The sequence below is a fragment of the Pseudomonas sp. 51_B genome (assembly GCF_017491595.1).
Lineage (GTDB): Bacteria > Pseudomonadota > Gammaproteobacteria > Pseudomonadales > Pseudomonadaceae > Aquipseudomonas > Aquipseudomonas promysalinigenes.
Window position 1 is genome coordinate 45,103 of the sequence record NZ_JAFGYW010000018.1, and the last position, 21,416, is coordinate 66,518.

The following is a 21,416-nucleotide window of genomic DNA, read 5'->3' on the forward strand; positions in this document are numbered from 1 at the left end:
CATGACCCGCAACACGACGCTGCGTATCGCTGAAAAGTTTATCGCGATGCCGCTCGAACAACGCCGCCAGTTCCTCACCAAGCTTGGCCAGCAGGGCAAGGACTTCGGCCTGCTGCCAATTCCAGTCAGCCGCCATGGCCGGCAGGCGATACCGCTGTCCTATGCCCAGCAACGCCTGCTGTTCCTTTGGCAGCTCGACCCGCAAAGCGCTGCCTATAACATGGCCGCTGGCCTACGCCTGCGCGGCGAGCTCGACGAGTGCCGCTTGCAAGCTGCTTTCGACACCCTGATCGAGCGCCACGAATCGCTGCGCACGGTGTTCCAGGTCGATGGCGAGCAGCCGCTGCAACGGGTTTTGCCGCCAGCGCCGCTGGCGCTGCGCCGGGTCGATCTTGGCAACGCTGACGAAACGGAGCTGGCGCGCGTGGTGCAGGACGAGGTCGCTCGCCCATTCGATCTGCTCAATGGGCCGCTGTTGCGGGCCAGCCTGTTGCGCCTGAGCGCGGATGAACAGGTGCTAGTGGTGTGCATGCACCACATCGTCAGTGACGGTTGGTCGATGGATGTGATGGTCCGCGAGTTCGTGCAGTGCTACCAGGGTGGCGCCCAGCACCTGCCAGCCCTGCCGCTGCAGTATGCCGACTACGCCGTGTGGCAGCGCCGTTGGTTGGAAGCCGGTGAGGGTGAGCGCCAGTTGCAGCATTGGTGCGAACAATTGGGTGATGAACATCCGCTGCTGGATGTGGCTGCCGATTTCCCGCGCCCACCGGTGCAGAGCCTGCAAGGGCAGACGCTGAAGTTCGATTTTGGCCAGCCTTTGTCGCAACGTCTGCGCGATGCTGCCCGGGCCCAGGGCGTGACCCTGTTCATGCTCATGTTGACCGGCTATGCGCTGTTCCTGTCGCGTCACAGTGGCCAGCGCGATATTCGCATCGGTGTGCCCAACGCCAACCGTGGGCGCGAAGAAGTCGAAGGCCTGATCGGTTTCTTCGTCAACACCCAGGTGCTGCGCTGTGTGGTTGATGAGCGCCTGTCTTTCAGTGAAATGCTGGTGCGGGTGCGCGAAGCGACCTTCGCCGCCCAGGCCAATCAGGAGTTGCCGTTCGAACAACTGGTGGAAGTGCTCGCGCCGCAGCGCAGCCTTGGCCACAACCCTTTGTTCCAGGCCAAGTTCAACCAGAACGTCGGCGTGCAGAAACAGACCGCGCTGCAGTTGCCAGGGCTTAGCGTCTGCGAGTACCCGCTGCGCAAAGAGGGCACCCACTTCGACCTCGCGTTGGACATCACCGACGACGGTAGCCTGATACAGGGCGAGATGACCTACGCCAGCGACCTGTACCAACGCGCCAGCATCGAGGGTTTCATCGAGGTGTTGCGCGGGCTGTTCCAGACGCTGCTGGACGCGCCAGATGCGCCGCTGCACAGCTTGGTCAAGGCGCCTGTCGCCCAGTTCATCAGCCAGGGTGCGCAGCCGGCTTTGGTGCTGCAACGCTGGGACGAGCAAGTGCGCCGCCAGCCCAACGGCCTGGCCGCAGTTTGTGCCGGGCAGCGGCTCAGCCATGGCGAACTGGACAAGCAGGCCAATCGCCTGGCGCAGCACTTGCGCAGGCTGGGCGTGGTCAGCGGTGCGCCGGTCGCCTTGTTGATGGACCGCTCGCTGGACTGGCTAGTGTGCCTGCTGGGGACTCTAAAGGCAGGCGGCGTGTACATGCCGCTCGACACCAAGGCGCCCACCGAGCGCTTGCAGGGCATGCTGCAACGCAGCCGGGCGGCGGTGCTGCTGTGCGAGGCGAATGAAGCCCGCCAGCAGGTGTTGGCCGAAGCAGGATGCCAGGTGCAGGTTTACGCACCACAGTGCTGGGCCTCGCTGCCGGATCACGCGCCATCGAGCCATATCTTGGAAGCCGCACCGGCCTATGTAATCCATACCTCGGGCTCCACCGGCCAGCCCAAGGGTGTGCTGGTCAGCCATGGTGCGCTGGCCAGCTACGTCGATGGCCTGTTGCACCGGCTGGACCTGGCGGCAGATGCCAGCATGGCGCTGGCCTCGACCATTGCTGCCGACCTTGGCCATACGGTGCTGTTCGGTGCCCTGTGCTCCGGGCGTACCCTGCATGTGTTGCCGCAAGCCTTGGGCTTGGATCCTGATGCCTTCGCTGCCTACATGGCTGAGCAGCGCATCGGCGTGCTGAAGATCGTTCCAAGCCACCTGAACGGCTTGCTGCAGGCCGCCAACCCCGCGCAGGTTCTACCTGAGCATGCCCTTATCGTGGGCGGCGAGGCCTGCTCACCTGCGCTGTACCAGCACGTGCGGGCGCTCAAGCCCAATTGCCGCTTCATCAACCACTATGGCCCCAGCGAAACCACGGTTGGTGTGCTGACCCATGAGCTGCACGGTGAAGCTCAACAAGCGGTACCCCTGGGCACAGCGCTGCCCGGTGCCAGCGTGTGGGTGCTCGACGATGTGCTCAATGAGTCGCCAGCGCGGGTGGCCGGTGAACTGTACATTGGCGGCCAGAGCCTGGCCCATGGCTATCTCGGCCAGGCAGCACTGACCGCCGAACGTTTCGTGCCTGACCCATTCGGCGCACCGGGCGCGCGCCTGTACCGCAGCGGCGACCGTGTGCAGCGTGATGATGCAGGTTTGCTGCATTTCATCGGGCGTGCTGACGACCAGGTGAAGATCCGCGGCTATCGTGTGGAGCCGGGGGAGGTCGCCCGTGTGCTGCGCGGCCTGGCCGGGGTGCATGACGCCGTGGTGCTGGCGCTGCCGCAAGGGGATGAACCTACGCAATTGCAGTTGGTTGCCTGGTGCGTGCCAAGCAACCCTGCGCTGAGCGCCCAGACCCTGCGCGAGCAGTTGCAGGCACTGCTGCCCGACTACCTGGTGCCGGCCCATCTGCAGTTGCTCGAGCGCCTGCCGCTGACCGCCAATGGCAAGCTCGACCGCCGCGCACTGCCGCCGCCGCTGGCGCCGCTCAAACGGCAGGTTGCCCCTGGCAGCGCGCTGGAGGAGCAGCTACTGGCCATCTGGCAAGCGGTGCTCAAGCGTGACGATATCGGCGTTGAAGACAACTTCTTCGAGCTCGGCGGCGACTCCATCCTTAGCTTGCAGATCATCGCCCGGGCCAAGCGTCAGGGCATCAAGCTCAGCCCGCGCCAGCTGTTCGAAAAACAGACCATCGTTGAATTGGCCCAGGTTGCCAAGCTGGTCGAAGCAGTGGCCAAGCCAGCCGCTGCAGCACAGGTCAGCGGCCGCATGCCGTTGCTGCCGGTGCAGGCGCGTTTCTTCGAAATGTCTATGCGCCAGCCCGCGCACTATAACCAGGCCGTCATGCTGCAACCGCGCCAGGCGTTGCCGGCGAACATCGTCGAGCAGGCGCTGGCGCTGCTGATCGCTCAGCATGATGCCCTGCGCCTGGCGTTCAGCAATGTGGACGGCAGTTGGCGCGCCGAACACCGAACTCACGTGGCTGATGGGCTGCTTTGGCATCGCCAGGTGGCCGATGCCGAGCAGTTGCAGGCCATCGCCGAACAAGCCCAGGGCAGTCTCGACCTGGCCCAAGGGCCACTGCTGCGCGCCGTGCTGTGCGACCTTGAGGAAGGGGGCCAGCGCCTGCTGCTGGTCATCCATCACCTGGTTGTGGACGGTGTTTCCTGGCGGGTGCTGCTGGAAGACCTGGAGCACGTCTGCAACGCCCTGCTGGCCGGGCGAGCACCGTCGCTGGCGGAAAAGGGCAGCGCCTTCAAGGCCTGGGCCGAGCGCCTGGCAAGCTGGGCCCAGGCGCCTGCCGTTGCTCAAGCACTGGCCTACTGGCAAGCGAGCCTTGACGGGCTAAGTGGCGAACTGCCTGCTGCCCGTTGCGACGCCAAGCTGCAAGTGCGCGACGCGCGTACCGTGCACTGCCGGTTGCCGGCCCACATCACCGAGCAGTTGCTGCAACAGGCGCCGGCTGCCTATCGCACGCAGGTCAACGACCTGCTGCTCACCGCGCTGGCGCGAGTGTTGTGCCGGTGGACTGGGCAGCCTAGTGCGTTGGTACAGTTGGAGGGCCATGGCCGCGAGGACCTGTTCGACGACGTTGACCTGAGCCGCTGCGTAGGCTGGTTCACCACGTTGTTCCCGGTTGCACTGACCCCGACCGATGACCTGGCAGGCTCGCTCAAAAGCATCAAGGAGCAGTTGCGCGCCGTGCCTGAGCGCGGGATGGGTTATGGCGTGCTGCGTTACCTTGGCAGCCCGGCGCAGCAGGCGGCGTTGCAAGCGTTGCCGCAAGCGCGGGTGACTTTCAACTACCTCGGCCAGTTCGACCAGGCCTTCGGTGACGAGCGGCTTTTCGCACCCGCGCTGGAAAGCGTCGGCCCTACCCAGGCAGCCGATGCCCCACTGGGCAACTGGCTGAGCGTCAATGGCCAGGTGCTGGGCGGTGAACTGGAGCTTGGCTTCACCTTCAGCCAGGCGATGTTCGACGAACCTGAGATCAGTGCGCTGGCAGATGACTATGCGCGTGAACTGAGTGCCCTGGTCAGCCATTGCCTGGACGAGCAGGCTGGCGGTGCCACACCGGCCGACTTCCCACTGGCAGGCTTGAGCCAGGCCCAGCTCGATGCCCTGCCGGTCGACCTGCGACAGGTCGAGCAGATCTACCCGTTGGCGCCGATGCAGGAAGGCATGTTGTTCCATAGCCTGTACGACGGCCAGCCCAGCAGCTATGTCAACCGCCTGCGCCTGGACCTCGACGACCTGGAGCCGGAACGGTTCATCCAGGCTTGGCAGCGGGCGCTGGACCAGCACGAGGCATTGCGCGCCGGGTTTGTCTGGGAGCAGGGCCTGGAAGCGCCACGCCAAGTGGTATTGCGCCATGTCGAGCTGCCGGTGCAGCGTTTCGACTGGGTTGGCGAGGCCGATATCGAAGCGCGCCTGCAAGCGCTGACGCAAGCCGAAACGCTGCGCGCTTTCGACCTTGGCCAAACGCCGCTGCTGCGCCTGGTGCTGGTGCGCACAGGGCCACAGCGTCATCACCTGATCTACACCAGCCACCACATTCTCATGGACGGCTGGAGCAATTCGCTGCTGTTCGCGGCCGTGATGCAGGCATACGGCGGGCAACCTGCGGCGCCTTTGCAGGCACCGCGCAGCGACTACCTCGGTTGGTTGCAGCAGCAGGACCGTGCAGCTGCCGAGGCATTCTGGAAAGCCCAACTGCGGGATCTGGACGGCCCATCGCTGCTCGGCACCGGCCATGCTGCCAGCCAGTCGGGGCAGGGCGCGGTCGTGCTCGAGCTGGGCCAGGCACTGAGCCAGGGCCTCAAACGCTTCGCACAGGCTCAGCAGGTAACCCTCAACAGCGTGCTGCAGGCTGCCTGGGCGCTGCTGCTGCAGCGCCGTACCGGCCAGCGCCGGCCGTGCTTCGGTGCCACGGTGTCCGGGCGCCCAGCCGAGTTGCCTGGGATCGAGCAGCAGTTGGGCCTGTTCATCAACACTTTGCCGGTGGCGGCCGAGCCGCGAGGGCAGCTGACGGTTGCTGACTGGGTGCGCGAGATACAGGCGCTGAACCTGCGCCTGCGTGAGTACGAATTCCTGCCGTTGTATGCCATTCAGGCGGCGGCTGGGCGCAATGGCGAGGCATTGTTCGACAGCCTGCTGGTGTTCGAAAACTACCCATTGGCGCAGAGCCTGTCGGACAGCAGTGCCGGGCTGCGCCTTTCGGGGCTGCACTATCAGGAGTACAGCGGTTACCCGTTGACGCTGATTGCCGAAGCACGCGAACAGATGCAGTTGACCTTCGCTTTCCAGCGCCAGGTCTTCGTCGATGAGCAGGTGCAGCAGATTGCAGCCGAGCTACGTCATCTGCTGGAAGGCTTTGCCACTGCGCCGCAGGCGTTGATAGGCAGTTTCGGGCTGGTGAATTCGGCGGACTACTCACGCATCGTGCAGGGCTGGAACGCCACGGCGCGCAATTACCCAGGCACGCCTTATGTGCACCAGTTGTTCGAGCAGCAGGTCGCCCGTCAACCGCAGGCCCCAGCCCTGAGCTTCGCCGACCGTACCCTGAGCTATGCCGAACTGAACACCCAAGCCAACCGCCTGGCCCAGCACCTGCGCGGCATGGGCGTAGGCCCGGATGTACTGGTGGGCATCGCCGCCGAGCGTTCGATTGAAATGGTGGTCGGCCTGCTGGCGGTGCTCAAGGCCGGTGGCGCCTATGTGCCGCTGGACCCTGAATACCCCCAGGACCGCCTGGCCTATATGTTCCAAGACAGCGGTATCGCCTTGCTGTTGACCCAGTCGCACCTGCGCGAAGGCCTGCCGATTCCCGAAGGCTTGAGGGTGCTCGATCTGGACCGGGCCGAGGCCTGGCAAGGCCTGGATGCCGGCAATCTGAACGTAGCGCTGCACCCGGAAAACCTCGCCTACGTCATCTACACCTCCGGCTCCACGGGCAAACCCAAAGGCGCCGGCAACCGCCATGTCGCCTTGCACAACCGCCTGGCCTGGATGCAGGAGGCTTATCAGCTGTCAGCCGCAGACAGCGTGTTGCAGAAAACGCCGTTCAGCTTCGATGTGTCGGTGTGGGAGTTCTTCTGGCCGCTGAGCGAAGGCGCGCGCCTGGTGATGGCGCTGCCCGGTGACCACCGCGACCCGGCGCGCCTGGCCGAGCTGATCACCCGCGAGCGCATCAGCACGCTGCACTTCGTGCCGTCGATGCTGCAGGCCTTTGTCGGCGATGAAAACGCCGCCCGCTGCACCTCGCTGCAACGGATCATCTGCTCCGGCGAAGCCCTGCCGGTGGAGCTGCAACGCCAGACCCTGGCGCTGTTGCCGCACAGCGGTTTGTACAACCTGTATGGCCCGACCGAAGCGGCCATCGACGTGACCCACTGGACGTGCGTGGAAGAAGGCAAGGACGCCGTGCCGATCGGGCAACCCATCGCCAACTTGCAGACCTACGTGCTGGACGCTGAGCTGAACCCTGTCAGCCCCGGTGTGACCGGCGAGCTGTACCTGGGCGGTGTTGGCCTGGCACGCGGTTACCACCGGCGCCCGTCGCTGACCGCCGAGCGCTTCGTCACCAGCCCATTTGGCGCAGGCCAGCGGCTGTACCGCACGGGCGACCTGGCCCGCCAGCGGGAGGACGGGGTGATCGAATACGCCGGGCGTATCGACCACCAGGTGAAGATCCGCGGCCTGCGTATCGAACTGGGCGAGATCGAAGCGCGCCTGCAAGAGCAGGCTGACGTGCGCGAAGCCGTGGTGGTGGCCGCCGAAGGACAGCTGGTGGCGTATCTGGTCGCTGAACAGCCTGACAGCCTGGCGGCGATCAAGGCACACCTGGCCGCCGTGCTGCCGGACTACATGGTGCCAAGCCAGTGGGTGCTGCTCGAGCGCATGCCGTTGTCGCCCAACGGCAAGCTCGACCGTGAGGCCTTGCCCAAACCGCAGCTGGGCCAGTCCTCACGCGAATACCAGGCGCCGCAAAGCGAACTGGAGCAACGCCTGGCCGGCATCTGGCAGGACGTGTTGAAGGTCGAGCGGGTGGGCTTGAACGACAACTTCTTCGAGCTGGGCGGGCATTCGCTGCTGATGGTGCGCCTGGTTTCCCGGATCAAGAGCGAGTTGTCCATCGAGTTGCCGATCCAGCACGCCTACCTCGCCGAGAACCTTGCCGCCATGACGGCCTTGGTTGCAGGCCAAGCAAGCCCGTTAGAGCAAGACTACGACGCGATTTTTGACGCCTTGGACGAACTGGAGGCATTTGATGCTTAAGCAAGGGACCCAACAGGGCAATGAGCTGGTCCAGCGGATCAGCGGGCTAGGCCATGACAAGCGCGTGGCGCTGTTCAAGCGCCTGTTGGAGAAGGGTATCGATCTGGGCCGCCTGCCCATCGTGCCGCTGGCCGACGGCGAAATGCCCCGTCTCTCTTACGCCCAGCAACGCCAGTGGGTGCTCTGGCAGCTGGACCCGGAGGGCGCTGCCTACAATATGGTGACCGTGTTGCGCTTGCGCGGGGCACTTGACCTTGACGCCCTGCGCCAGTCCTTCGCTGATCTTGCAGCACGGCATCAGACGCTGCGCACGCGCATTTTCATCGATGGCGATGGCCAGCCCCGCCAATGCATCGACCCCGTTGGAGCGGTGGCGGTCGATACGCGCAGTTTGCTGCACGCCGATGAGGTGGCGTTGTTAGCTGCCATCGAGGCAGAGGCCACCGGCCCGTTCGATCTGGAGGCAGGCCCTTTGCTGCGGGTAGCGCTGCTAGAGGTGAGCGAGACGGACAGGGTCTTGGTGTTGACTCAGCACCATATCGTCTCTGACGGCTGGTCCATGCAGCTGATGGTCGACGAGTTGATCACCTTCTATCAGGCACATTGCCAAGGCTATGCGGCTCAACTGCCGCCCTTGCCGATTCAGTATGCCGATTACGCCGCCTGGCAGCGCCAATGGCTGGCCGCTGGTGAGCGCGAGCGGCAACTGAGCTATTGGACGCAACGGCTGGTCGGCGAGCAAGGCCCGCTCGAGTTGCCGTTCGACCGCCCGCGGCCTGCGCGTCGCAGCAGCCAGGGTAGCCGCGAGATTCTCCAATTGCATCCGCCGTTGCTGCAAGGCGTGCGGCAGTTGGCCCAGGCCCAGGGCTGCACACCGTTCATGGTGTTGCTGGCATCCTTCCAGCTATTGCTGCACCGCTACAGTGGCCAGCAAGACATCCGTGTTGGGGTGCCTTCGGCCAACCGCAACCGCGCCGAAACCGAGCGCCTATTGGGCTTCTTCGTCAACACCCAAGTACTGCGTGCGGACATCGATGCCCAAGCGAGCTTCCTCGACCTGCTCAAACAAGTGCGCCAGGCGTCCTTGGAGGCACAGGCCCATCAAGACCTGCCGTTCGAACAACTGGTCGAAGCCTTGCAGCCAGAGCGCAGCCTGAGTCACAGCCCGCTGTTCCAGGTGATGTTCAACTATCAGGTGAGCGATGGGGCTATCGATGAAGGCCTGAAACTGCCGGGTTTGGAAGTGGCGCAGATGCAGTGGGCCATGCCCACCGCGCAGTTCGATCTGAGCTTGGATTGTACTGAACACCCGCAAGGCCTCAGTGCATCGCTGATCTACTCGACCGACCTGTTCGATGCCCCGCGCATCCAGCGCATGGGCGTGCACTGGCAGAACCTATTGCGAGCAATCATCGCCAGTCCAACACAACGTATGGGCGATTTGCCCATGCTGCAGGATGACGAGCGAGCGCTTGCGATCACCGGTTGGAACGCCACGGCGCGCACTTACCCAGGCACGCCCTATGTGCACCAGTTGTTTGAGCAGCAGGTCGCTCGTCAACCGCAGGGCCCAGCACTGAGCTTCGCCGACCGTACCCTGAGCTATGCCGAACTGAACACCCAAGCCAACCGCCTGGCCCAGCACCTGCGCGGCATGGGCGTAGGCCCGGATGTACTGGTGGGCATCGCCGCCGAGCGTTCGATTGAAATGGTGGTCGGCCTGCTGGCGGTGCTCAAGGCCGGTGGCGCCTATGTGCCGCTGGACCCTGAATACCCCCAGGACCGCCTGGCCTATATGTTCCAAGACAGCGGTATCGCCTTGCTGTTGACCCAGTCGCACCTGCGCGAAGGCCTGCCGATTCCCGAAGGCTTGAGCGTGCTCGATCTGGACCGGGCCGAGGCCTGGCAAGGCCTGGATGCCGGCAATCTGAACGTAGCGCTGCACCCGGAAAACCTCGCCTACGTCATCTACACCTCCGGCTCCACGGGCAAACCCAAAGGCGCCGGCAACCGCCATGTCGCCTTGCACAACCGCCTGGCCTGGATGCAGGAGGCTTATCAGCTGTCAGCCGCAGACAGCGTGTTGCAGAAAACGCCGTTCAGCTTCGATGTGTCGGTGTGGGAATTCTTCTGGCCGCTGAGCGAAGGCGCGCGCCTGGTGATGGCGCTGCCCGGTGACCACCGCGACCCGGCGCGCCTGGCCGAGCTGATCACCCGCGAGCGCATCAGCACGCTGCACTTCGTGCCGTCGATGCTGCAGGCCTTTGTTGGCGATGAAAACGCCGCCCGCTGCACCTCGCTGCAACGGATCATCTGCTCCGGCGAAGCCCTGCCGGTGGAGCTGCAACGCCAGACCCTGGCGCTGTTGCCGCACAGCGGTTTGTACAACCTGTATGGCCCGACCGAAGCGGCCATCGACGTGACCCACTGGACGTGCGTGGAAGAAGGCCAGGATGCCGTGCCGATCGGGCAACCCATCGCCAACTTGCAGACCTACGTGCTGGACGCTGAGCTGAACCCTGTCAGCCCCGGTGTGACCGGCGAGCTGTACCTGGGCGGTGTTGGCCTGGCACGCGGTTACCACCGGCGCCCGTCGCTGACCGCCGAGCGCTTCGTCACCAGCCCATTTGGCGCAGGCCAGCGGCTGTACCGCACGGGCGACCTGGCCCGCCAGCGGGAGAACGGGGTGATCGAATACGCCGGGCGTATCGACCACCAGGTGAAGATCCGCGGCCTGCGTATCGAACTGGGCGAGATCGAAGCGCGCCTGCAAGAGCAGGCTGACGTGCGCGAAGCGGTGGTGGTGGCCGCCGATGGCCCAAGCGGCAAGCAACTGGTGGCCTATGTAGTGCCGGAGCCAACCTCGCTGGCACGCGCTGAAGCTGAGATCCAGGGGGGGTACCTGCAAGGCGTCAAGGCGCAGCTGCTGGAAGCGTTGCCAGATTACATGGTCCCCGCGCAATGGATGCTGCTGGAGCAGATGCCGCTGTCGCCCAACGGCAAGCTCGACCGCAAGGCGCTGCCTAAGCCGGACCCTGCGCAAACGCGCACCGAATACCAGGCGCCTGGAAACGACCTCGAGCAACGTCTGGCCTTTATCTGGCAGGACGTACTGCGTGTGCAGCAGGTAGGTATCGACGACAATTTCTTCGAGCTGGGCGGTGATTCGATCATTTCCATCCAGATCGTCAGCCGGGCGCGCCAGGCCGGCATCCGCTTGGCCCCACGTGACCTGTTCCAGCACCAGAGCATCCGCCGCCTGGCAACAGTTGCACAGTTGAGCGAAACCTTGCAGATCGACCAGGGCCCGGTGCTTGGTGATGCACCGTTACTCCCGATCCAGCAAGCGTTCTTCGCCAGTGAAGTACCCAACCGACAGCACTGGAACCAGTCATTACTGCTGGCTCCGGCCGAGCCGCTGGACAGCCAACGGTTGACCGCTGCGCTGGCCGCACTGCTGCTGCACCATGATGCCCTGCGCCTGCGTTATCGCCAGGTCGAGGGAGCCTGGGTACAGACCCATCAGCCACAGGCGAGCGCCGAAGGGCTCATCTGGACCCACCAGTTGCGCAGCCTTGATGATCTGACGGCGTACTGCACCGAGGTGCAACGCAGCCTGGACCTGACCGCAGGCCCGATGCTGCGCCTTGCATTGATGACCCTGCCAGACGGTACCCAGCGCCTGCTGCTGGCTGTTCACCACTTGGTTATCGATGGCGTCTCCTGGCGTATTCTGCTGGAGGATCTGCAAACCGCCTACCGTCAACTGCAAGCGGGGCAGGCGCTGCAATTACCGGCCAAGACCACCGCTTACAAGGCCTGGGGCGAACGCCTGAGGCAACATGCCCGTTCCGAATCCATGGCCCAGCAGCTCAGTTACTGGCAGCGTGTGCTCGATGGTGCGCCACAGGATCTGCCGCGCGACAACCCCGACGGCGCCATGGACAACCAGCATGCGCGCAGCATAACTACCCGCCTGGACGCCACCCGTACCCGTCAACTGCTGCAAGAAGCGCCCGCGGCGTACCGTACCCAGGTCAACGACCTGCTGCTGACAGCCTTGGCGCAGGTGATCTGTGCCTGGAGCGGCGAGTCATCGGCGCTGGTACAGCTTGAAGGGCACGGCCGCGAGGACCTGTTCAGCGATATCGACCTGTCGCGCACGCTGGGGTGGTTCACCAGTATGTTCCCGGTGCGCCTGACGCCGGCCGGCGAGCTTGCCGCGTCCATCAAAGCCATCAAGGAACAACTGCGCGCTACCCCGGACAAAGGCCTGGGGTACGGCCTGCTGCGCCACCTGGGCAGCGCGCAGGCGCGTTCAGCCCTGGCAGCCTTGGCACAGCCGCGCATCACCTTCAACTACCTAGGGCAGTTCGATGGTGATTTCGCCGAGGGCGCGCTTTGGGTGCCCGCCCACGAAGGGCGTGGTGCCGGGCAAGATGCCCGGGCACCGCTGGGCAATTGGTTGAGCGTCGATGGCCAGGTGTTTGCTGGCGAGTTGAGCTTGAACTGGACCTACAGCAGCCAGATGTATACCGAGGCGACCATCACGCGACTGGCCCAAGCCTATCAACACGCCCTGGAGACGTTGATCGCACATTGCCTGGCACCCGCCCACGCCGGCCTGACGCCTAGCGATGTACCGTTGGCCAAGCTTGACCAGGCCCAGCTCGATGCATTGGCGCTGCCTGCTCGAGCGATCGCCGATATCTACCCGCTGTCACCGATGCAGCAAGGCATGCTGTTCCACAGCGTGTATGAAGCCAATGGCCGCGCTTACCTCAACCAGATGCGCTTGGATATCCGTGGCCTGGACATCGAGCGCTTCGCCAGTGCCTGGCAGCAGGCGGTCGACCGTCACGAACTGTTGCGCGCAGGTTTCCTCTGGGATGCCGGGCTGGATGCTCCGCGTCAGGTGATACACCGCCAGGCAAGCCTGGAAATCAACGTCGAGGATGCCGACGAGGTGACTGCCAGCCTGCTTGATGAGCGTGCTCGTCAGGAGTTGGAGCGCGGTTTCGACCTCGCCTGCCCACCGCTGTTGCGCCTTTGCCTGGTACGCACCGGCGTTGCAAGCCACCACCTGATCTACACCAGCCACCACATCCTGATGGATGGTTGGAGTAACTCCCGCCTGCTCGGCGAGGTACTGCAAACTTATGCCGGCCAGGCTGTTCTCGCGCCTGAAGGTCGTTACCAGGACTACCTGGCATGGTTGCTTGGGCAAGACCAAGCGGCCAGTCATGGCTTCTGGCAAGGCCAGTTGGCGCCTTTGGAAGAGCCCACCCGGCTGGCGCTGGCCTGCGCTCGGACGGATCTGGCCAAACCAGGCCAGGCCCTGCACAGTGCCCGGCTGGACGTTGAACAGACTGGCCGACTGCAGGCGTTCGCCAGGCAGCAACAGATAACCTTGAACACCTTGGTGCAGTCTGCATGGTTGCTGCTGTTGCAGCGCTACACCGGCCAGCGCACGGTTGCGCTGGGTGCCACCGTATCCGGTCGCCCCGTTGAGCTGCCTGGAATCGAGCAGCAACTGGGCCTGTTCATCAACAGCTTGCCAGTGATTGCCACACCGGATGGCGCGCTCAGCGTTGCCCAATGGGCCCAGGTGGTGCAAGCACAGAACCTGGCCTTGCGTGATCATGAGCATACGCCGCTGGCAGATGTGCAACGCTTGGCCGGGCGCAACGGCGAGGCGCTGTTCGACACGCTGCTGGTGTTCGAAAACTACCCGGTTTCCGAAGCCCTGCAGGCTGCGCCAGGCGACCTTGCCTTCAGCAATCTGCGTTACAGCGAGCAGAGCGGTTATCCCTTGACTCTGATCGCCCAGGTCGGTGATGAGCTGGAGCTGGCCTTCCATTACCTGACTCAGCACTTTGCCGAGCCGAGCATTCGCCGCATGGCCGGGCAATTGTCCCAGTTGCTGCTGCAGTTCATGGCTCAGCCCGACAGCCCCCTGGGTGAACTTGCGTTGTTACAGGAAAGCGATCGCCAGCAGGTGGTCGAGCAGTGGAACGCCACGGCGCGCACTTACCCAGGCACGCCTTATGTGCACCAGTTGTTCGAGCAGCAAGCCGCCCGTCAACCGCAGGCCCTAGCCCTGAGCTTCGCCGACCGTACCCTGAGCTATGCCGAACTGAACACCCAAGCCAACCGCCTGGCCCAGCACCTGCGCGGCATGGGCGTAGGCCCGGATGTACTGGTGGGCATCGCCGCCGAGCGTTCGATTGAAATGGTGGTCGGCCTGCTGGCGGTGCTCAAGGCCGGTGGCGCCTATGTGCCGCTGGACCCTGAATACCCCCAGGACCGCCTGGCCTATATGTTCCAAGACAGCGGCATTGCCTTGCTGTTGACCCAGTCGCACCTGCGCGAAGGCCTGCCGATTCCCGCAGGCTTGAGCGTGCTCGATCTGGACCGGGCCGAGGCCTGGCAAGACCTGGATGCCGGCAACCTGAACATAGCGCTGCACCCGGAGAACCTCGCCTACGTCATCTACACCTCCGGCTCCACGGGCAAACCCAAAGGCGCCGGCAACCGCCATGTCGCCTTGCACAACCGCCTGGCCTGGATGCAGGAGGCTTATCAGCTGTCCGCCGCAGACAGCGTGTTGCAGAAAACGCCGTTCAGCTTCGATGTGTCGGTGTGGGAGTTCTTCTGGCCGCTGAGCGAAGGCGCGCGCCTGGTGATGGCGCTGCCCGGTGACCACCGCGACCCGGCGCGCCTGGCCGAGCTGATCACCCGCGAGCGCATCAGCACGCTGCACTTCGTGCCGTCGATGCTGCAGGCCTTTGTCGGCGATGAAAACGCCGCCCGCTGCACCTCGCTGCAACGGATCATCTGCTCCGGCGAAGCCCTGCCGATGGAGCTGCAACGCCAAACCCTGGCGCTGTTGCCGCACAGCAGTTTGTACAACCTGTATGGCCCGACCGAAGCGGCCATCGACGTGACCCACTGGACGTGCGTGGAAGAAGGCAAGGACGCCGTGCCGATCGGGCAACCCATCGCCAACTTGCAGACCTACGTGCTGGACGCTGAGTTGAACCCTGTCAGCCCCGGTGTGACCGGCGAGCTGTACCTGGGCGGTGTTGGCCTGGCACGCGGTTACCACCGGCGCCCGTCACTGACCGCTGAGCGCTTCGTCACCAGCCCATTTGGCGCAGGCCAGCGGCTGTACCGCACGGGCGACCTGGCCCGCCAGCGGGAGGGCGGGGTGATCGAATACGCCGGGCGTATCGACCACCAGGTGAAGATCCGCGGCCTGCGCATCGAACTGGGCGAGATCGAAGCGCGCCTGCAAGAGCAGGCTGACGTGCGCGAAGCCGTGGTGGTGGCCGCCGAAGGACAGCTGGTGGCGTATCTGGTCGCTGAACAGCCTGACAGCCTGGCGGCGATCAAGGCACACCTGGCCGCCGTGCTGCCGGACTACATGGTGCCTAGCCAGTGGGTGCTGCTCGAGCGCATGCCGCTGTCGCCCAACGGCAAGCTCGACCGCAAGGCCTTGCCCAAACCGCAGCTGGGCCAGTCCTCACGCGAATACCAGGCGCCGCAAAGCGAACTGGAGCAACGCCTGGCCGGCATCTGGCAGGACGTGCTGAAGGTCGAGCGGGTTGGCCTGAACGACAACTTCTTCGAGCTCGGTGGTGATTCCATCGTCTCGATTCAGTTGGTTAGCCGCGCCCGTCAGCAAGGCCTGCACTTCACGCCAAAAGACGTTTTCGAGCTTCAGACCCTGCAGCGTTTGGCCGGTGTCACTGAACAAGGGCAGGCCAGCCAGGCCGAGCAAGGGCCGGTGACTGGCGAGGCCCCGTTGCTGCCGATTCAGCGGCTGTTCTTCGACACCGAGATCAAGGCCCGTGATCACTGGAACCAGGCCCTGGTGCTAGAGCCAATCGACGCCTTGGATGCCGAGGTACTGAGCGCTGCGCTGGCACAGGTCACCCTGCACCACGATGCCCTGCGTCTGCGCTATCGCAGAGGCGCCGAAGGCTGGGTGCAGTATCATGCCGACGTCGATCAGGCCGTGCAGTTGGACTGTGTGCAGGTCGGTGACTTTGCGCAGGTTGCCGCTGAGGCTCAGCGCAGCCTGTCGCTTGAGCACGGGCCAGTGTGCCGTGTGCTCTTGGCCAGCCTGGCCGATGGCAGCCAACGTTTGCTATTGGTAGCCCACCACCTGGTCATTGATGGTGTGTCCTGGCGCATTCTGCTGGAGGACTTGCAAAGCGCTTACCAGCAGTTGCTACAAGGCCAGGCGCTGCGCCTGCCAGCCAAAACCAGCGCCTACAAGGTCTGGGGCGAGAAACTGGTCGCCCATGCGCAATCGGCGCAGCTGCGTGCCGAGCTCAGCTACTGGCAGGCCCAGCTTGCCGAGGGCGCAGAAGGCATCACGGCCGACCACCCTGATGGCAGCCAGGCCAAACGCCATGCCCGAACCCACAGCAGCCGTTTCGACACTGCCCTGACCCGCGCGTTGCTGCAACAGGCGCCAGCGGCCTATCGTACGCAGGTCAACGATTTGTTGCTGACCGCCCTGGCCCAGGCCCTATGTACGTGGAGCGGCGAGGCCTCGGCGTTGGTGCAGTTGGAGGGGCACGGGCGCGAAGCGATGTTCGACGGCATCGATCTGTCGCGTACCCTAGGTTGGTTCACCAGCCTGTATCCAGTGCGCCTGCAGCCTGGCGCCGATATCGGCGCCTCGATCAAACGCATCAAGGAACAACTGCGCAATGTGCCCAACAAAGGCCTAGGCTATGGCTTGCTACGCCACCTGGGTGCGCTGGCTGACCGTGAAGCATTGGCAGCCCTGCCTCAGCCGCGTATCACCTTCAACTACCTTGGCCAGTTCGATGCAGGCTCTGCAGAGCATGCCTTGTGGCGCCTGGCCCAGGAGTCGGCCGGTAGCGGTATCGACGAGGATGCCCCCCTGGGCAACTGGTTGAACCTTGATGGCCAGGTTCACCAAGGCGAGTTGAGCCTGAGCTGGACTTACAGCGCATGCACTTTCGAGCCAGGCCGGGTTCAAGCGCTGGCAGACGCCTTCGAAAGCGCTTTGCGGGCACTGGTTGAGCATTGCTTGCAACCGGGCAACCACGGCGTGACGCCTGGGGATTTCCCGCTGGCCGGGCTCGATCAGGCCCAGCTCGATGCATTGCCTGTTGCGGTGCCAGATATCGAAGACCTGTACGCTCTGTCACCGATGCAGGAGGGCATGCTGTTCCATACGCTGTCCGACAATGGTTCGGCGTTGTACGTGAACCAGGTCTGTCTGCCGGTGGAGGGCCTGGATCCACAACGCTTCGCGCAGGCCTGGCAGCGCGTCATGGCACGCCACGATATCCTGCGCACCAGTTTTCACTGGCAAGGGCTGCCGCGCCCAGTGCAGGTTGTGCATCGCCAGGCTCGCCTGGACTTCGAGCTGCTCGACTGGCGCGGCGAGGCGGTAGACCAGCAACGGCTGGCCGAGCGCTTCGAAGCGCAATGCGCCCGTGGCTTTGACTTGACCTGCGCGCCGTTGCAGCGTTTGCTGCTGATCCGCGTTGCCGAGCACAGCTATCACTTGGCCTGGACCAGCCACCACATTCTCATGGATGGCTGGTCCAGCTCGCAGTTGTTTGGCGAGGTGATGGAGCAGTATCACCATGGCAGCAGCAGCGCTGAGGTGGGCCGCTATCGCGACTTCATCGGCTGGCTGCAGCGCCAGGATCAGGGTGCCCTCGAGCGCTTCTGGAAAGGCCGCCTGCAACGCCTGGACGAGCCGACTTCCCTGAGCCAAGCCATGCATCCGCGCCATGTCAGCGACGAACAGGGCCACCATGCGCTGTACACCCGCTGGGATGAGGAACGCACCGCGCGCCTGCATCAACGTTGCCGCGAGCTGCGGATCACCGCCAACACCCTGGTGCAAGGTGCTTGGCTGCTGTTGCTGCAGCGCTATACCGGCCAGGCAGCGCCTTGCTTCGGCGCAACGGTGGCCGGTCGCCCTGAAGGCCTGACAGGGGCCGACCGAATGCTGGGCCTGTTCATCAATACCCTGCCGGTCATCGGCCGCATGGACCCTCAGCAGCCATTGCTTGACTGGTTGCAGGCCCTGCAGCACGACAACCTGGAACTGCGCGAGCACGCCCATGTGCCGCTGGCCGACGTGCAGCGTTGGTCGGGGCAGGGTGGCCAGCCGTTGTTCGACAGCATCATCGTCTTCGAGAACTACCCGATCGATCAGCGCCTGGGTGACAGCGCCGCCAGTGGCTTGAGCTTTGGGCAATCGTCCAACCACGATGTCACCAATTTCCCCATGGACCTGGCGGTGCATCTGGGTGAGCAGTTGTCGATCGAATACCTGTACCTGCGCGGTTGTTTCAGCGAACCGGCGGTGCAGAGCATTCGTGAAACGATGGAGCACCTGCTCGACGAAATGCTCGCCAATGCGCACGTCGCACTGGGTAATTTGCAGCGCTTGCCGCAGGCGCAGCGCACCGCGCTGCACTGCTGGAGCGCCCAACCCGGCCGTAGTTGGCAGGCGCAATCCTTGGTCGAGCTGATTGCTCGGCATGCCGTGCAGCGTCCACATGCAGTGGCGGTGCAGTGCGGCGCAGAGCAGCTCGATTACCTGCAGTTGGAGCAGTCTGCCAATCGCCTGGCCAACCGGTTGCAGGCGCTGGGGGCCGGCCCTGAATGTGTGATTGGGGTAGCCCTGCCACGTTCGGTGCAAACCCTGGTGACATTGTTGGCGGTGATGAAGACAGGCGCCGCCTACCTGCCCCTGGACGTCGACTACCCTGCCGAGCGCCTGGCGTACATGGTCGAGGACTCTGGGATGGCGTTGCTGGTGACTGAGGGTGCCTTGCAGGCGCGGATACCCGCACCGGCTAATCTTCAAAGGGTACTGCTCGACGCCGCCGATGAGGGCCAATGGCAGGATACTGCGCCGCCGTCGCAAGCCCTGCCAGGCAACCTGGCTTACCTGATCTACACCTCAGGTTCCACTGGCCGGCCGAAAGGCGTAGCAGTCCCGCAAGGGCCGCTCAGCATGCATTGCCAGGCTATCGCCGAGCTGTACGAGATGCAGCCAGGCGTGCGCGAGTTGCACTTCATGTCATTCGCTTTCGACGGCGCGCACGAGCGCTGGCTGACCACGCTGATGGTGGGAGGCACGCTGGTGATTCGCGATGGCAGTTTGTGGACGCCAGAGCAGACTTGTCAGGTATTGCACGAGCAACGTATCGACATCGCCTGCTTCCCACCGGCTTACCTCAAGCAGATCGCTGAGTATGTCGAAGGCAGCGGTACGCCCGCGCCGCCTGTGAGCATTTATTGCTTCGGCGGTGATGCAGTGCCGGAGCGCAGCTTCGAGCAGGTTCGCGCGGCGCTGCGCCCACGCTACTTCACCAATGGCTATGGCCCCACCGAAACCGTGGTAACGCCGTTGCTTTGGAAAGCGGCGAGCGACGAGCCTTGCGGCGCCGACTATGCGCCCATTGGCCGTGCTGTGGGCGAGCGCAGCCTGCATGTGTTGGACGAGCAGCTCAATCCGTTGCCGGTGGGCTTGGCCGGTGAACTGTACATCGGTGGCGAGGGGGTTGCCCGTGGCTATCAGAACCGGCCCGGGCAGAGCGCCGAACGCTTCGTGCCGGACCCGTTCGGTAGCCCAGGCGGGCGGTTGTACCGCACCGGTGACCTGGTGCGCCTGCGCGAGGATGGCATCCTTGATTACCTGGGGCGGATCGACCAGCAGGTGAAGATACGCGGTTTCCGCATCGAGCTGGGCGAAGTCGAAGCTGCGCTGCGCCGTGAGGCAGGTGTGCGGGATGCTTTGGTAATCGCCCGGGACAGTGCCTCGGGCAAGCAGTTGGTGGGGTACGTGGTGGGCGAGCATTCACTGTCAGGTGACAGCCTTAAAACGGCCCTGCGCGCCACCTTGCCTGACTGGATGGTGCCGGTGCAGGTCATGGTCATGGCCGCCTTCCCGGTCACCCCCAACGGCAAGCTCGATCGCAAAGCGCTGCCCGAGCCAAGCTTCCAGCAGCAGGCTTATGTGGCGCCTCGCAATCTCCAAGAGCAACTGCTGGCTGAGGTCTGGGCGCAGGTGCTGCAGGTCGAGCAAGTCGGTATCGAAGACAACTTCTTCGAACTGGGCGGTGACTCGATCCTCAGCCTGCAAGTGGTTTCACGGGTCAAGAACCACCCTGTGCTGAACCTGGACTTGAAACTACGCGATCTGTTGCGTTATCAGACTATCGTCGGCATCTGCGAGCGTCCGGCTGAAGCAGCCAGTGGCCCAGTCGAGGACAACAGCCGTGAGGTCAGGGAAGGCGCATTCCGCCTGCTGCCGATTCAGGAGTGGCTGTTCGCCGAAGAAATGCGCGAGCCGCAGCACTTCAATCAGGCGCTGATGCTCAAGGCCCGTGGTTCGCTCGACCTGGATGCGTTGGAGCAAGCCCTGGGGATAATCGAGCGGCACCACGATTCACTGCGCCTGCGCTTTACCCGGGACAGTGGCCGCTGGCTGCAGCATTATTGTGCCGAGCACCTCAGCGCGCCGCAGCTGTGGCGGCGCGAAGCCGCCGATGCACAGGCGCTGGAGCGATTGGCCAACCAAGCGCAACGCAGCCTGGACTTGGCCGACGGGCCGATGTGGCGTGCCATGCACGTGAGCATGGCCGATGGCCAGGCACGACTGCTGCTGGTCATCCACCATCTGGTGGTGGACGCCGTGTCGTGGCGTGTGTTGCTCGAAGACTTGCGCAGCGCTTACGAGGCTTGCTGCCAAGGGCAGGAACCTCGCCTGCCCATGCGTAGCAGCAGCTACCGCACTTGGGTTGAACATCTGGCCCAGGATGCCGGGCGGATCGCCGCCGAGCAAGCCGACTGGTGGCTACAGCAACTGGACCGCCCGGTTCAGGAGTTGCCTTGCGACAACCCTCGTGGTCGCAACCAGGTCAGTGAGCAGGCGGTGGCCAGGGTCGTGCTGGACATCAGCTCGACCAGCCGCCTGCTCAAGCAAGCGCCTGCTGCCTATGGCACGCAGATCAACGACCTGTTGCTGACTGCCTTGGGCCGCGTGCTATGCCGCTGGAGCGAGCAGGAGTCGGTGCTGGTGCAACTGGAGGGGCATGGCCGTGAAGACTTGTTCGAGAACATCGACTTGTCGCGCACGCTGGGCTGGTTCACCAGCATGTTCCCGGTACGTCTGCAACCAGAGAGGGATATGGGCGACTCGATCCTGGCCATTCAGGGGCAACTGCAAGCTGTGCCGAACAAAGGCATCGGTTATGGCGTGCTGCGTTACCTGGGCGAGCCTGATTTGAGAGAACGCTTGGCCCGCTTGCCGCAGGCCCGAGTCACCTTCAACTACCTGGGCCAGTTCGACCAGAGCTTTGACGACAAGGCGCTGCTGGTGCCCGCTGGCGAAGGTACGGGGGACTGCTACAGCCCCGCTGCACGTCTTGGCAACTGGCTGGAAATCATCGGCCAGGTCTATGACGGCTGCCTGGCGTTGCGCTGTGTGTACAGCACGCGCCGTTACCGTCCCGAAACGGTGCAGACGTTGATGGACGACTACTGCAACGAGCTTGAGCTGTTGGTCGAGCACTGCCTGCAACGTCTGGGCTGATCCTTTTCGTCATTCAATCGGGGAGGCCTGCCTAGGCCTCAC

At 64.2% G+C, this 21,416-nt stretch carries 2 protein-coding genes; both read left to right on the top strand.

Features of this window, described 5'->3' with window-relative positions; translation table 11 throughout:
• The first annotated feature begins 1 nt into the window (after position 1).
• On the top strand, positions 2-7,768 hold the full coding sequence (locus J5M56_RS17865; protein ID WP_207937459.1) for a non-ribosomal peptide synthetase: 7,767 nt from the start codon (positions 2-4) through the stop codon (positions 7,766-7,768).
• Positions 7,761-21,374: a non-ribosomal peptide synthase/polyketide synthase gene (locus J5M56_RS17870; RefSeq protein WP_207937460.1), complete on the top strand. Its 13,614-nt coding sequence runs from the start codon at positions 7,761-7,763 to the stop codon at positions 21,372-21,374. Before J5M56_RS17865 ends, J5M56_RS17870 begins: the two co-directional genes overlap by 8 nt.
• The last annotated feature ends 42 nt before the right edge of the window (positions 21,375-21,416 follow it).

What these genes read in the sequence shown, in the direction of transcription:
- J5M56_RS17870 (WP_207937460.1), top strand. Translation starts at nt 7,761, where the DNA reads ATGCTTAAGCAAGGGACCCAACAGGGCAATGAGCTGGTCCAGCGGATC.
- J5M56_RS17865 (WP_207937459.1), top strand. Translation starts at nt 2, where the DNA reads ATGACCCGCAACACGACGCTGCGTATCGCTGAAAAGTTTATCGCGATG.